This is a genomic window from Streptomyces sp. NPDC026538 (assembly GCF_055567535.1).
In genome coordinates this window covers 662,269-676,160 of the sequence record NZ_JBVHQG010000002.1, presented here as the reverse complement: position 1 = coordinate 676,160, position 13,892 = coordinate 662,269, and the positions used below count along the sequence as shown (strand labels likewise).

Below are 13,892 nucleotides of genomic sequence, written 5' to 3'. Positions count from 1 at the left end.
TGCCAGAGAGCCGCCCGGCAATGGTCCGGTACCGAAGGAGACGCGTATGACGAGTGCGACGGAGGACTTCCGCAGGGCACGGGACTTCCTGCTGGAACACCGATCGGACTATGCCACCGCCTACGAGGGCTTCGCGTGGCCGCGGCCGGACCACTTCAACTGGGCGCTCGACTGGTTCGACGTCATCGCCGAGGGCAACGACCGCACCGCCCTGCACATCGTCGAGGAGGACGGCACCGAGACGAAGCTGTCCTTCGCCGAACTGTCCGAGCGCTCCGACCGGGTCGCGAACCATCTGCGGGCGCGGGGCGTCGAGCCGGAGGACCGCGTCCTCGTCATGCTCGGCAACCAGGCCGAGCTGTGGGAGACCGCGCTGGCCGCGATGAAGCTGCGCGCCGTCGTCATCCCGGCCACCCCGCTGCTCGGCCCGGCCGACCTGCGCGACCGGGTCGACCGGGGCCGCGTGAAGCACGTCATCACGCGTGCCGAGGACGCCGCCAAGTTCGCCGAGGTGCCGGGCGCGTACACCCGGATCGCGGTGGGCGGGCTGTCGGAGGGCTGGGAGGCGTACGAGGACGCGTACGTGGCGTCCGCCGAGTTCCTGCCGGACGGGCCGACACTCGCCGACGACCCGCTGATGCTCTACTTCACCTCGGGCACCACCGCCCGGCCCAAGCTGGTCGAGCACACCCACACCTCGTACCCCATCGGCCATCTGGCCACCCTGTACTGGATCGGCCTCAAGCCCGGCGACGTCCATCTGAACATCTCCTCGCCGGGCTGGGCCAAGCACGCCTGGTCTAACCTGTTCGCGCCGTGGAACGCGGAGGCGACCGTCTTCATCCACAACTACAGCCGCTTCGACGCGGGCCGGCTGATGGCCGAGATGGACCGGCACGGGGTGACCTCCTTCTGCGCTCCGCCGACGGTGTGGCGGATGCTGATCCAGGCCGACCTGACGCAGCTGCGCACCCCGCCCCGTGAGGTGGTGGCGGCCGGCGAGCCGCTCAACCCCGAGGTGATCGAGCAGGTCCGGCGGGCCTGGAACGTCACCGTCCGGGACGGGTTCGGGCAGACCGAGACGGCCGTACAGGTCTCCAACAGCCCCGGCCAGCCGCTGAAGACCGGGTCGATGGGCCGGCCGAGTCCGGGATACCGCGTCGAACTGCTCGACCCGGTCTCGGGCGCGCCGGGGGCGACGGAGGGCGAGATCGCCCTCGACCTGTCGGCGCGGCCGGTGGGCCTGATGACCGGCTACCACGGGGACGCGGACCGTACGGCCGAGGCGATGGCCGGCGGCTACTACCGCACCGGTGACATCGGCGCCCGGGACGAGGACGGCTACATCACCTACGTCGGCCGCGCGGACGACGTGTTCAAGGCGTCCGACTACAAGATCAGCCCCTTCGAGCTGGAGAGCGCGCTCCTCGAACACGAGGCGGTGGCCGAGGCGGCCGTCGTCCCGGCGCCGGACGAGCTGCGGCTGGCCGTGCCCAAGGCGTACATCGTCCTCGCGGCGGGCTGGGAGCCCGGCCCGGACACCGCGAAGGTGCTCTTCGAGCACTCCCGCCAGGTCCTGGCGCCGTACAAGCGGGTCCGGCGGCTGGAGTTCGCGCCGCTGCCCAAGACCGTGTCCGGCAAGATCCGGCGGATCGAACTGCGCGAGGCGACCGCCGCGGGCTCGGCCGGGGAATACCGTGAGGAGGACTTCCGGTGAGCACCTCGTACACACACGGCACGAGCGGGACCGTGCTGCTGGGCGACACGATCGGCGCCGACCTCGACCGGGCCGTCACGGCCTGGCCGGACCGGGAGGCACTCGTCGACGTGCCGTCCGGACGGCGCTGGACCTACGCCCGGTTCGCCGCCGACGTCGACCGGTTGGCGTACGCCCTGCTGGCGAGCGGCGTCGCCAAGGGCGACCGGGTGGGCATCTGGGCGGTCAACTGCGCCGAGTGGGTGCTGGTGCAGTACGCCACCGCGCGCATCGGCGCGATCATGGTGAACATCAACCCGGCCTACCGCACCCACGAGGTCGAGTACGTCCTCAACCAGGCGGGGATATCCCTGCTGTTCGCCTCCCTCAGCCACAAGAGCAGCGACTACCGGGCGATGGTGGAGGAAGTGCGGGCCAGGTGCCCGGAGTTGCGGGAGACCGTGTACATAGGGGACCCGAGCTGGGATGCGTTCATCGCCCGCGGCAGCGCGGAGCGCAGTGCCGAACTGGCGACCCGCGCCGCGGAGTTGTCCTGCGACGACCCGATCAACATCCAGTACACCTCGGGGACGACCGGCTTCCCGAAGGGCGCCACCCTCTCCCACCACAACATCCTCAACAACGGCTACTTCGTCGGAGAGCTGATCTCCTACACCGAGCAGGACCGGATCTGCATCCCGGTGCCCTTCTACCACTGCTTCGGCATGGTGATGGGCAACCTGGCCGCCACCTCGCACGGCGCCTGCATCGTGATCCCGGCCCCGTCCTTCGACCCCGAGGCCACCCTGGAGGCCGTCCAGCGGGAGCGCTGCACCTCGCTGTACGGCGTACCGACCATGTTCATCGCGGAGCTGAACCTCCCCGGCTTCGCCTCCTACGACCTCTCCACGCTGCGCACCGGCATCATGGCGGGCTCGCCCTGCCCGGTCGAGGTGATGAAGCGGGTGGTCGCGGAGATGCACATGGCGGAGGTCTCCATCTGCTACGGCATGACCGAGACCAGCCCGGTGTCCCTGCAGACCCGTATCGACGACGACCTGGAACACCGCACCGGCACGGTCGGCCGGGTGCTGCCGCACCTGGAGGTGAAGATCGTCGACCCGGCCACCGGTGTCACCCAGCCCAGGGGAACGGCAGGCGAGCTGTGCACCCGGGGTTACAGCGTGATGCTCGGCTACTGGAACGAGCCCGAGAAGACCGCGGAGGCCGTCGACCCCGGGCGCTGGATGCACACCGGCGACCTGGCGATGATGCGTGACGACGGATACGTCGAGATCGTCGGCCGGATCAAGGACATGATCATCCGGGGCGGCGAGAACATCTACCCGCGCGAGATCGAGGAGTTCCTCTACGCCCACCCCAAGATCCGTGACGTCCAGGTGGTCGGGGTGCCGCACGAGAGGTACGGCGAGGAGGTCCTGGCCTGCGTCATCCCGCACGACCCGGCCGAACCGCTCACCCTCGAGGAACTGCGGGCCTTCTGCGAGGGCCGCCTGGCCCACTACAAGGTGCCGAGCCGGATCCAGATCCTGGAGAACTTCCCCATGACGGTGTCGGGGAAGGTGCGGAAGATCGAGCTGCGAGCAAAGTACGCCGGGGACCAGAGCGCCCCATAGGGGCGCGGGGAACTGCGCGACAAGCCCCCACCGGCCTGTAGGGGGTCATGAAGCCGAGCTGCGCAGTTCATCGGCGTGCCCGTTCATCGGCTGTGGCGTCCCCGTGAGGTCCAGCACGAAGAGCGGAATCCCCAGCGCGTCGGCCCGCTCGCGCGCGTCCTCGGCGTACCCCGCGAGGCAGAAGTACACGCAGCCGGAGTCCTCCGTCATCGCCGTCAGCCACAGGCACTCCACATCCCGCAGTGCGGCCGCCCCCACGGTCGGGTCCACCTGCGCGACCAGGCCGCGCGCGGCCAGGCGTATGCCGGACGGCGGCCGCCGGTCGGCGCGCCGTACGTCCCGGTAGCCGAGCCAGCGCAGATAGAGCGCGGCTGCGGTGACGGCGTCCCGGGCGGTCCGGATCGTGACCGGCTGGAAGGGCGTCCGCGGCTCGGGGGCCGGCGCGGGCCCGGACCCGGTCCCGGTCCCGGCGACCGGGACGCGCAGCACCGCCCCGCACGGGCAGCCCAGCTCCGGCTGTGGCCACTGGTCCCGGCGGCCGCAGGAGCCGCAGCTCACCGTCACCCAGTCCTCGTCCCAGGAGCGGTGCGCCACCGGGGTCGGCGCGGTCCCGCCGTCGAGGGACGGGGTGACCGGGGCGCCGCAGGCGCAGGGGTACGACGGCGCGGTGTAGACGTGCTCGCGCCGACAGGCCGGACAGCGCACCGGCACGGTCTCGGACATGGCCCCACCCCAGGCGTCGCGTCGGTTCAGCGGTCCCATGGTGCTCCCCTCGGGGCCCGGTTGTCCCTCCCTTGACGACGTTCGTCCCCGCGCCTACATTGATTTCAGATAGTAGAAGTTCATTTCCGTATTGCGGAATTATGCTCACCGCGGGGCGCGACGGGAGCAGGCATCCGACAGCCGAAGCAGGAGTACTCCATGGCTCGAATGACCGCTGCCCGTGCGGCAGTTGAGATCCTCAAGCGCGAGGGCGTCAGCGCCGCGTTCGGGGTGCCGGGCGCGGCGATCAACCCGCTCTACGCGGCGCTCAAGGCCTCCGGAGGCATCAACCACACCCTCGCCCGCCATGTCGAGGGCGCCTCGCACATGGCCGAGGGCTACACCCGGACCCGCCCCGGCAACATCGGCGTCTGCATCGGCACGTCCGGTCCGGCCGGCACCGACATGATCACCGGGTTGTACTCGGCCACCGGTGACTCCGTCCCGATCCTCTGCATCACCGGCCAGGCGCCGACCGCGGTGATCCACAAGGAGGACTTCCAGGCCGTCGACATCGCCTCGATCGCCAAGCCGGTGACGAAGATGGCGGTCACCGTGCTGGAGCCGGCCCAGGTCCCCGGCGTCTTCCAGCAGGCCTTCCATCTGATGCGCTCCGGCCGCCCCGGCCCGGTCCTGATCGACCTGCCGATCGACGTCCAGCTCACCGAGATCGAGTTCGACCCGGAGACCTACGAGCCGCTCCCCGTCTACAAGCCGGCCGCGACCCGCGCCCAGATCGAGAAGGCGATCGGTCTGCTGAACGCCTCGGAGCGGCCGCTGATCGTCGCGGGCGGCGGAGTCATCAACGCCGACGCCGCCGACCTGCTGGTGGAGTTCGCGGAGTTGACGGGGATCCCGGTGGTCCCGACGCTCATGGGCTGGGGCGTGCTTCCCGACGACCACGAGCTGAACGCCGGCATGGTGGGCCTGCAGACCTCGCACCGCTACGGCAACGCGACCTACCTGGAGTCCGACTTCGTCCTCGGCATCGGCAACCGCTGGGCCAACCGGCACACCGGCAAACTGGACGTCTACACGGCCGGCCGGAAGTTCGTGCACGTCGACATCGAGCCCACCCAGATCGGCAGGATCTTCGCCCCCGACTACGGCATCGCCTCCGACGCCAGGGCCGCGCTGCAGCTCTTCGTCGAGGTGGCACGGGAGTTGAAGGCCGCGGGCGGGCTCCCCGACCGGAGCGAGTGGGCCGCCGCGGCCCAGGAGAAGAAGGCGACCCTCCAGCGCCGGACCCACTTCGACGACATCCCGATCAAGCCGCAGCGTGTCTACGAGGAGATGAACAAGGCCTTCGGCCCGGAGACCCGGTACGTCTCCACGATCGGCCTCTCGCAGATCGCCGGTGCCCAGATGCTGCACGTCTTCAGGCCGCGGCACTGGATCAACTGCGGCCAGGCGGGCCCCCTCGGCTGGACGATCCCGGCCGCGCTGGGCGTGGCCAAGGCCGACCCGGAGGCCTCCGTGGTGGCCCTCTCCGGCGACTACGACTTCCAGTTCATGCTGGAGGAGCTGGCGGTCGGCGCGCAGCACAAGATCCCGTACGTCCACGTCCTCGTCAACAACTCCTACCTGGGCCTGATCCGCCAGGCGCAGCGGGCGTTCGACATCGACTTCCAGGTCAACCTGGAGTTCGAGAACATCAACTCGCCCGAGCTGGGCGTCTACGGCGTCGACCATGTCAAGGTCGCCGAGGGTCTGGGCTGCAAGGCGATCCGGGTGACCGACCCGAACGAGCTGGGCGCGGCCTTCGAGCAGGCGAGGAAGCTGGCGCAGGAGCACCGGGTGCCGGTGGTGGTGGAGGCGATCCTGGAGCGGGTCACCAACATCTCGATGTCCACGACCAACGACATCGGCAACGTCGTCGAGTTCGAGGAGATCGCGACCGAGCCCGGGCATGCGCCGACGTCGATCAGGACGCTGAAGGTCTGAGGTCGCCGCTGAGGGCCTGAGCCGCCACGCAACAGCCGGGGCGCGACGGCCAGGGCGCGACGACCGGAGCACGAGAACCGGGGCACGACAGAGCGGGCGGTCCATCCGGAAGGATGGGCCGCCCGCTTCGTGCCGTGGGTGACACGGGGCCCGCCGCCCCCGTGCCGACGGGCTCCGTATGCAGTGAATATGCCCCACGACTGGGGTGGTTGAAGCATGCTGAACATGATTCAGAGCTTGATTTGAGGGTTCACCATCCGCTTTACCCGGGTTCAGGGGCTTTCGGGATGCTCGGTGAGCCCCGGCCAGTCGTCCGGTCCGCCGCCCTGCCACTCGATGAGGTCGCTCTCCTCGACCTCGATCCGGTCCAGGTCGGCCATCCGCAGGATCTCGACCACGTCGTCGAGATGCGAGGCGATCCCCAGGGTCACGTCGGCCTCGGTGACCCGCCGGGAGCCGTCCAGGGCGGGAGCGTGCACGACGATATGGGGGAATTCCGTGGGTGGGTGTGCTGTCATGCCTTCAGCGTGCTGCGGCCGGGGCGGATGCGCACGCCGAAGCGCGGAAGCGGGTACGCCGAAGCGCCGGAGCGGAGGACGCGGACGGTTCCGCATCCGGCGCTCCGGCGCTCGGTCGGGCCTCTTCGGCTGTGGCCGTCCGACGGCGCGAGGCTGGGCGCGACAGGTCGTTCGCGCCGCCGGACGGGGTCTGGGAACGGCTGGGACCGCGGCGGGTGCGACGGAGCCGGGGCGGCCTTCCCTCAGGTCGAGAAGGGCGCTCGGTTCCTTCACCACCGCACTGGCTCGCACGCCGCCGCGGTCCTTGCCACGCCCGCGCACCTCCGGCCGGCCACCCCTCATCCGGGCCGTCCGGCTGTGCGCGGGCCGTCTGTGTCAGTCCTCGCGCAGGGCGTGGACCGCCTCCTCCACGCGCCTGCCGTACTCCGGGTCGGCGGCGTGGAAGTGGGCCAGGTTCTTCTCGATCACGTCGTCGCGGGAGACCTGCGAGAGACCGCGGGCGATGTTCGCGACCAGACGCCGCTTCTCCTCCTCGGACATCAGCCGGTACAGCTCGCCCGCCTGGTAGAAGTCGTCGTCCTTGGTGTGCAGCGGGGCCTCATGGGTGCCGGTGTGACCGGCGACGGCCAGCGGGGCCGCCAGCGGACGGCCGGTCTCCACCGGGCCGTCGTACGAGTTCGGCTCGTAGTTCCTGGCGTTCCGGCCCTGGGGGTTGGCGGCCATGAAGCCGTCCCGGCCGTAGTTCCGCGCGGTCGTCGCCTTCGGTGCGTTGACGGCCAGCAGGGTGTGGTTGACGCCCAGGCGGTAGCGGTGCGCGTCCGCGTAGGCGAACAGCCGGCCCTGGAGCATCTTGTCGGGGGAGGGGCCGATGCCCGGCACGAAGTTGTTCGGGGAGAAGGCGGCCTGCTCGACCTCGGCGAAGACGTTGTCCGGGTTGCGGTCCAGGACCAGGCGGCCGACCCGCTGGAGCGGGTAGTCCCGGTGCGGCCACACCTTGGTCACGTCGAAGGGGTTGAAGCGGTAGTCCGCCGCCTCGGCCGCCGGCATGATCTGGACATACAGGGTCCAGGACGGGTTGACGCCCCGCTCGATGGCCTGGAGCAGGTCCGTCTGGTGCGAGTTGGGGTCCTTGCCCGCGAGCTCCGCCGCCTGCTCACCGCTCAGGCTGCGCACGCCCTGGTTGGTCTTGAAGTGGTACTTCACGAAGAAGGCCGCGCCCTCGGCGTTCGTCCACTGGTAGGTGTGCGAGCCGTAGCCGTTCATGTGCCGGTACGACGCCGGGATGCCGCGGTCGCCCATCAGCCAGGTCACCTGGTGCGTGGCCTCGGGGGAGTGCGCCCAGAAGTCCCAGACGTTGTCCGGCTCCTGGCGGCCCGTGAAGGGGTCGCGCTTCTGCGAGTGGATGAAGTCGGGGAACTTGATGGGGTCCTTGATGAAGAACACCGGGGTGTTGTTCCCGACGAGGTCGTAGTTGCCCTCCGCCGTGTAGAACTTGACGGCGAAGCCACGCGGGTCGCGTACGGCGTCGGCGCCGCCGAGGGAGTCGGCGACCGTCGAGAACCGCAGGAAGACCTCGGTGCGCCCGCCGAGCGTGCTCAGGAAGTCGGCGTGGGTGAAGCCGGTGACGTCGTCGGTCACCTCGAAGTAGCCGTACGCGCCGCTGCCGCGGGCGTGCACCACGCGCTCCGGGATCCGCTCGCGGTTGAAGCGCGCGAGCTTCTCGAGGAGGTGCTGGTCCTGGAGGAGGAGCGGGCCGCCGACGCCGGCGGAGGCGGAGTTCTGGTTGTCGGCGACCGGGGCGCCGGACTCGGTGGTGAGCACGCGCTTCGACATCGTGGACCTTCCGTGCGGGTGTCAGCGGAAATCCATTTCCGCTTTGTGGAGCCTAGGATCGGGTCGGCTGGAGCGTCAACAGTTTGTTGAAGTGGTTTCCGGGCGGCGCCGTCGCCTGGGCGCGACAGGACAGTTGTCAGCGACGGCGCCGCCCGGAAGTCGTGGGGTCGCGGCTCAGACCTGGGCGCCGGAGAGGCGCTCGACCGCGCGCAGCAGCGCGGAGTGGTCCAGGCCGCCGTCGCCCTGCGCGCGCAGGGAGGCGACCAGTTGGGCCACCACGGCGCCGACCGGCAGGGCGGCGCCGACGTTGCGGGCCGCGTCGGTCACGATGCCCATGTCCTTGTGGTGCAGGTCGATCCGGAAGCCCGGCCTGAAGTCGCGGTTCAGGAAGTTGTCCTTCTTCCGTGCCAGCACGGTCGAGCCGGCCAGGCCGCCGCCCAGGACGTCCAGCGCGGCCGTCAGGTCCACGCCGGACTTCTCCAGGAAGACCACGGCCTCGGCGCACGCCTGGATGTTCACGGCGACGATCAGCTGGTTGGCGGCCTTCACGGTCTGACCGGAGCCGTGCGGACCGCACAGCACGATGGTCCTGCCCAGTGCCTCGAAGATCGGCTTCGCGGTGTCGAAGTCGGCCTGCTCGCCGCCGACCATGATGGACAGCACGGCCTCGATCGCCCCGGCCTCGCCGCCGGACACCGGCGCGTCCAGGACGCGGATGCCCTTGTTCCCGGCCGCCTTCGCCAGGTCGACGGAGGTCTGCGGGGTGATGGACGACATGTCGATCAGCAGCGCGCCGGGCTTCGCGTTCTCCAGGATGCCCTCGGGACCGTAGGCGATGGCCTCGACCTGTGGCGAGGCGGGCACCATCGTGATGACCACGTCGGCGTCGCGCACGGCCTCGGCGATCGAGGGGGCGGCCGTGCCGCCGGCGGCCGTCAGCCGGTCCAGCTTCTCCTGTTCCAGGGTGAAGCCGGTGACGTCGTAACCCGCCTTGACCAGGTTCTCGGACATCGGGGAGCCCATGATGCCGAGGCCTATCCAGGCGATCTTGGGGAGTGTGCTCATAGGGGGTGCCTCTCTGGCTGCTGTGATACGTCTGCTGCTCGGCGGGCGTCGCCGAAAGCGGCCCGTCCGGCGATCGGGGACGAGGCCGTTCAGGCCGAAGCGGGGGTCTGGGGGTGGCAGCCCCCGGTGGCGGTCACCTCAACGGGCGGCGCGCTGCTCCACCGGCAGCCAGCCGAAGGTGTCCGCGCTCGGGCGGTCGCCCGGCTTGTACTCCAGGCCGACCCAGCCGTCGTAACCGGCCTTCCGCAGCTGGTCGAGCAGTTCCTCCAGGGGGAGCGAACCCGTGCCCGGGGCGCCGCGGCCGGGGTTGTCGGCGATCTGCACGTGGCCGGTCTTCGCGGCGTACCGCTCGATCACCGACGGCAGGTCCTCGCCGTTCATGGACAGGTGGTACAGGTCCATGAGGAAGCGCGCGTTGCCGAGTCCCGTGGCCGCGTTGACCTTGTCGACGACGCCGACGCCGGCCGGTGCGCTGACCAGCGGATACCGCGGCGACTCGGGGCGGTTGAGGGTCTCGATCAGGAGCACCGCGCCGATCTGGTCGGCCGCGCGGGCCGCGAGTGCCAGGTTCTCCAGGGCCAGCGCGTCCTGCTCGGCCGGGTCCACGCCCTCGACGCGGTTGCCGTACAGCGCGTTGAGGGCCTTGCAGCCGAGCGACTGCGCGAAGCCGGCCGCCACCTCGATGTTGGCGCGGAACCTCTCCGACTCCGCGCCCGGGATCGACAGGGCGCCCCGGTCGGGGCCGGGCAGCTGTCCGGCGTAGAAGTTCAGGCCCGTCAGCTGCACGCCCGCGTCCTCGATCGCGCTCTTCAGCGCGTCGAGCTCGGACCGCTCGGGGGTGGGGGAGTCGACCCAGGGCCACCACAGCTCGACCGCGCCGAAGCCGGCCGCGGCGGCGGCCGCGGGGCGCTCCAGGAGCGGGAGTTCCGTGAAGAGGATCGACAGGTTGACGTTGAAGCGCTGCTCTGCGGCCGCGCTCGATTCAACACCTGGCATGGGGGCCGGCGCTCCCTTCCACTGTCTGTGTTTCCGTATTACGGAAGTTGATTTCTGCTTAATGGAAGACTGCCTGTGACCGGGGAGAGCTGTCAAGAGCGCCCGCGCAAAAGCCGCGCCCTACCCTGAAGGCATGGCACGGTCCAACGACGAGGTCGCCGCGCTGCTCCAGGAGTACGCGGACCTGATCTCCATCACCGGTGGAGACGCCTTCCGGGCGCGGGTCTACGAGAAGGCGGCCCGGGCGGTCGGCGGTCACCACGCCGATGTCGCCACGCTCGACCTCAAGGGGCTCCAGGAGATCCCGAACGTCGGGAAGTCGATCGCCCAGAAGGTCCTGGAGTTCTTCGACCAGGGCAGCGTGTCCGCCGTGGAGGAGCTGCGGGCGAAGATCCCCGCCGGGGTGCGGCGGTTGACCGCCATCCCCACGCTCGGCCCCAAGAAGGCCATGGCGGTCTACGAGGAGCTGGGCGTCTCCTCGGTCGAGGAACTGGCCGAGGCCATCCACCAGGAGCGGCTGCGCGACCTCAAGGGCTTCGGGCCGAAGACCGAGGAGAACCTCCTGCACGGCATCGAGCTGCTCCGGTCGGCCGGCGGCCGGGTGCAGCTGGACGTCGCGATGGACCTGGCGGAGAGCATCGTCGCAGCGCTGTCCGCGGTGACCGGCTGCGAGAAGTGCACCTACGCCGGTTCCCTGCGCCGGTACCGCGAGACGATCGGTGACATCGACATCCTCGTCGCGGCGGAGAAGTCGGCGCCGGTCATGCGGGCGTTCACCGAGCTGCCGTACGTCACGGAGGTCATCGGGCAGGGCGAGACCAAAACGTCGGTCCGCACCAGCAAAGGGCTCAACGTCGACCTGCGGGTCGTACCGCCGGACTCCTGGGGCGCGGCGCTCCAGTACTTCACCGGCTCGAAGGCCCACAACATCCGCACCCGCGAACGGGCCGTGCACCAGAAGCTGAAGCTCTCCGAGTACGGGCTCTTCGACGCCGAGAGCGGCGAGAAGATCGTCTCGGAGACCGAGGAGGAGGTGTACGGCCGTCTCGGCCTGCCCTGGATCCCGCCGCCCCTGCGCGAGGACCGCGGCGAGATCGAGGCGGGGCTGCGGGACGAGCTTCCGGAGCTGGTCACCGAGGCCGACCTGCGTGGCGACCTGCACACCCACACCGACCTCACCGACGGACTCGCTCCGCTGGAGGAGATGGTGGAGGCGGCCGCCCGGCGCGGCTACGCGTACTACGCGATCACCGACCACGCGCCCGACCTGGCCATGCAGCGCATGACGGACGAGCGGATGCTGGCCCAGCGGGAGCGGGTGCGCGAGCTGGACGGCACCTACCCCACCAAGGGCCGGCGCGGCGGGCTGCGGCTGCTGCACGGCACCGAGCTGAACATCGGCCCCGAGGGCGAGGTGGACTGGCCGGACGACTTCCTCGCCGGGTTCGACCTGTGCGTGGCCTCGATCCACTCGCACTTCAACCAGGAGCGCGACGCGCTGACCCGGCGGCTCGTGCGGGCCTGCGAGAACCCGTACGTGCACATCATCGGCCACCCCACCACCCGTCTCATCGGCAGGCGGCCCGGCGTCGACGCCGACCTCGACGCGGTCTTCGCCGCCTGCGCCCGCACCGGTACGGCGCTGGAGATCAACGCCCACCCGGACCGTCTCGACCTGCGCGACGAGGACATCCTGCGGGCCCGCCGGCACGGGGTGAAGTTCGCCGTGAACAGCGACGCCCACGCCGTCCCCCATCTGGCCGTCATGCGCTACGGCATCGGCACGGCCCAGCGCGGCTGGCTCACCAAGGACGACGTGATCAACACCTGGCCGGAGCGGCGGTTGCGGAGCTTCCTGCGCAAACGCGGCTGAGCCGGGAGGCTGCCCCTGGCAACTCCGTTCGGCGACGGGGAACCGACGATGCCCGGAGCGCGTTTGCCCCCACGGGTCCGGTCAGGGACCGTACGCGGTGCGCGAGAGCAACCATGTCCGGCACGTGCGAGCGGGCCTGGGACTTACCGTCGCGCAACGGGCCGGGCGGAGGGGGGCTTCGGTCGGCTAGGGTCGGCTCGTGGCGGACGCAGCGGCTCCGTCGCGGTGGAATTGACTGGCCCGGGATGTGTCGCGGCTGTGCAGCGGTCGGCGAAGCGCAGGTCAGGGACGTTTTCTGGGGGCGCAATGCGATTGAGAGTGGAGTTCACGACCGAGCCCTTCGATCTCGACGAGGCACCCGCACACGCGCTGGTCGCCCGTGCCGTCATCGAGGGCGCTCAGCTGGACGCGGTGGATGTCGGACCGTTCGGGAACACGGCGGAGGGCGGCGCCGACGCCGTGCTCACCGCCGTGGACGCGCTGCTGCGTCAGACCCTGGAGGCCGGGGCCACCCGGATCTCGCTCCAGGTCAACGTGGTGGGGGAGGACGGCGACAAGTGACCGGAAACGCGGACGAGCCCTTCATCACGGCGGTGAAGCCGCTGGTCGACGCAATCGGCGGGGAGTTGCTCCCGCCCGACGAGGCCGGCGCCGACGACGTGGTGCTCGCCTGGGAGGGCGTCGACGTGGTCGCCGTACGGCTGCCGCAGCTCGCCGACTCGCTCGACCACATCCTGGCCGCCATGGAGCGCAAGCAGGGCAAGCCGCTGGCCGACCTGGACCGCAAGGCGAAGCAGGAGGTCGTGCGCATACTGGAGGCGCGGGGCGCCTTCTCCGTACGGCACGGTGTGGAGACCGTGGCGGGTGCGCTCGGCGTGAGCCGCTTCACCGTCTACAACTACCTCAACCGCGAGAAGGAGAGCTGACCCACCGGTCGGGCCCGGGGGTTGTTACGCGGAATTTTCAACAAAGTGTTGACGCTGGGTTCCGGAGGGCGTTAGCTAACGGCAGCCCGTTCAGCACGAAGGCCGCCTACGGCCACGGAGGCTCCCGTGACGTCGACTTCCACGCCCCCGGGTCTGGCCCGGTTCAATGATCTGGAGGAGCACGCGGCCCTCGCCGCCCTCCACGAGGCGTGTGCCTCCACCGCTTGGGCCCGGCGTCTGCTCGCCGCCCGCCCCTACGCCACCCCCGAGGACCTCTGCTCCGCCAGTGACGCGGCCATGGCCGACCTGGGCCCGGCCGACCTGGCGGAGGCCATGGCCGGACATCCGCCGATCGGCCGCCCCAGGCCCGGCGACCCCACCTCGGCCCGCGAGCAGTCCGGCATGGCCGGCGCCGCCGAAGCGCTCAAGGCGGAGATGCTCGAACTCAACCTGGCGTACCAGGAGAAGTTCGGCCATGTCTTCCTGATCTGCGCCACCGGCCGCGGCGCCGAGGAGATGCGGGACGCGGTCAGGGAGCGGATCGGCAACGCGCCCGAGCAGGAGCGGGAGATCGTCCGCGCCGAACTGGGCAAGATCAACCGCATCCGGCTTGCCCGACTCGTCGCAGAGGACGCCTGACAC

General features: G+C 70.4%; 12 protein-coding genes. 7 read left to right on the top strand and 5 right to left on the bottom strand.

All coding sequences use genetic code 11. The annotated features are described in order from the left end of the window. Positions 1–46: 46 nt before the first annotated feature. Positions 47–1,717, top strand: a complete 1,671-nt coding sequence (locus tag ACZ4N4_RS09985) for an AMP-binding protein (protein WP_467586448.1) — start codon at positions 47–49, stop codon at positions 1,715–1,717. Then, a complete protein-coding gene (locus ACZ4N4_RS09980; RefSeq protein ID WP_467586446.1) occupies positions 1,714–3,333 on the top strand; it encodes an AMP-binding protein in 1,620 nt (539 codons plus the stop codon). The genes ACZ4N4_RS09985 and ACZ4N4_RS09980 overlap by 4 nt, the downstream gene beginning before the upstream one ends. A 45-nt stretch (positions 3,334–3,378) precedes the next feature. Here the strand turns inward: ACZ4N4_RS09980 and ACZ4N4_RS09975 are convergent, their stop codons facing one another. After that, entirely contained in the window at positions 3,379–4,056 is a 678-nt protein-coding gene (locus tag ACZ4N4_RS09975; protein ID WP_467586443.1) for a hypothetical protein, read from the bottom strand. Between the two features lie 198 nt (positions 4,057–4,254). On the opposite strand from ACZ4N4_RS09975, the gene gcl reads away from it, so the two are divergent. Then, complete coding sequence (gene gcl / locus ACZ4N4_RS09970; RefSeq protein ID WP_467586441.1) at positions 4,255–6,039, top strand: glyoxylate carboligase; 1,785 nt, start codon at positions 4,255–4,257, stop codon at positions 6,037–6,039. 272 nt (positions 6,040–6,311) lie between these two features. Here gcl and ACZ4N4_RS09965 read toward each other — a convergent pair whose 3' ends face one another. From ACZ4N4_RS09965 to ACZ4N4_RS09950, 4 genes are all read right to left on the bottom strand, one after another. After that, positions 6,312–6,557, bottom strand: a complete 246-nt coding sequence (locus ACZ4N4_RS09965) for a hypothetical protein (protein WP_360475240.1) — start codon at positions 6,555–6,557, stop codon at positions 6,312–6,314. A 375-nt stretch (positions 6,558–6,932) separates the two neighbouring features. Next, the gene (locus ACZ4N4_RS09960) at positions 6,933–8,390 is read right to left on the bottom strand and encodes a catalase (RefSeq protein WP_467586438.1); all 1,458 of its coding nucleotides are present in this window, start codon (positions 8,388–8,390) and stop codon (positions 6,933–6,935) included. A gap of 174 nt (positions 8,391–8,564) precedes the next feature. After that, the gene (locus ACZ4N4_RS09955) at positions 8,565–9,455 is read right to left on the bottom strand and encodes a 2-hydroxy-3-oxopropionate reductase (RefSeq protein ID WP_467586436.1); all 891 of its coding nucleotides are present in this window, start codon (positions 9,453–9,455) and stop codon (positions 8,565–8,567) included. 138 nt (positions 9,456–9,593) lie between these two features. Further along, the gene (locus tag ACZ4N4_RS09950) at positions 9,594–10,451 is read right to left on the bottom strand and encodes a TIM barrel protein (protein WP_453569291.1); all 858 of its coding nucleotides are present in this window, start codon (positions 10,449–10,451) and stop codon (positions 9,594–9,596) included. A gap of 133 nt (positions 10,452–10,584) precedes the next feature. Here ACZ4N4_RS09950 and polX point away from each other — a divergent pair, with 133 nt between their 5' ends. The 4 genes from polX to uraD all read left to right on the top strand — a co-directional run bounded on the left by polX (position 10,585) and on the right by uraD (position 13,889). Further along, a complete protein-coding gene (gene polX / locus ACZ4N4_RS09945; protein ID WP_467586433.1) occupies positions 10,585–12,324 on the top strand; it encodes a DNA polymerase/3'-5' exonuclease PolX in 1,740 nt (579 codons plus the stop codon). Positions 12,325–12,630: 306 nt separating this feature from the next. Next, entirely contained in the window at positions 12,631–12,885 is a 255-nt protein-coding gene (locus tag ACZ4N4_RS09940; protein ID WP_450766373.1) for a YkoF family thiamine-binding protein, read from the top strand. Then, positions 12,882–13,250, top strand: coding sequence for a helix-turn-helix domain-containing protein (locus ACZ4N4_RS09935; RefSeq protein WP_453569297.1), 369 nt, complete (start codon positions 12,882–12,884; stop codon positions 13,248–13,250). The genes ACZ4N4_RS09940 and ACZ4N4_RS09935 overlap by 4 nt, the downstream gene beginning before the upstream one ends. Before the next feature lie 126 nt (positions 13,251–13,376). Next, a complete protein-coding gene (gene uraD / locus ACZ4N4_RS09930) occupies positions 13,377–13,889 on the top strand; it encodes a 2-oxo-4-hydroxy-4-carboxy-5-ureidoimidazoline decarboxylase (RefSeq protein WP_467586429.1) in 513 nt (170 codons plus the stop codon). Positions 13,890–13,892 lie beyond the last annotated feature (3 nt).

What these genes read in the sequence shown, in the direction of transcription:
- ACZ4N4_RS09975 (WP_467586443.1), bottom strand. Translation starts at nt 4,056, where the DNA reads ATGTCCGAGACCGTGCCGGTGCGCTGTCCGGCCTGTCGGCGCGAGCAC.
- ACZ4N4_RS09955 (WP_467586436.1), bottom strand. Translation starts at nt 9,455, where the DNA reads ATGAGCACACTCCCCAAGATCGCCTGGATAGGCCTCGGCATCATGGGC.
- ACZ4N4_RS09940 (WP_450766373.1), top strand. Translation starts at nt 12,631, where the DNA reads ATGCGATTGAGAGTGGAGTTCACGACCGAGCCCTTCGATCTCGACGAG.
- polX (WP_467586433.1), top strand. Translation starts at nt 10,585, where the DNA reads ATGGCACGGTCCAACGACGAGGTCGCCGCGCTGCTCCAGGAGTACGCG.
- gcl (WP_467586441.1), top strand. Translation starts at nt 4,255, where the DNA reads ATGGCTCGAATGACCGCTGCCCGTGCGGCAGTTGAGATCCTCAAGCGC.
- ACZ4N4_RS09965 (WP_360475240.1), bottom strand. Translation starts at nt 6,557, where the DNA reads ATGACAGCACACCCACCCACGGAATTCCCCCATATCGTCGTGCACGCT.
- ACZ4N4_RS09950 (WP_453569291.1), bottom strand. Translation starts at nt 10,451, where the DNA reads ATGCCAGGTGTTGAATCGAGCGCGGCCGCAGAGCAGCGCTTCAACGTC.
- ACZ4N4_RS09985 (WP_467586448.1), top strand. Translation starts at nt 47, where the DNA reads ATGACGAGTGCGACGGAGGACTTCCGCAGGGCACGGGACTTCCTGCTG.
- ACZ4N4_RS09960 (WP_467586438.1), bottom strand. Translation starts at nt 8,390, where the DNA reads ATGTCGAAGCGCGTGCTCACCACCGAGTCCGGCGCCCCGGTCGCCGAC.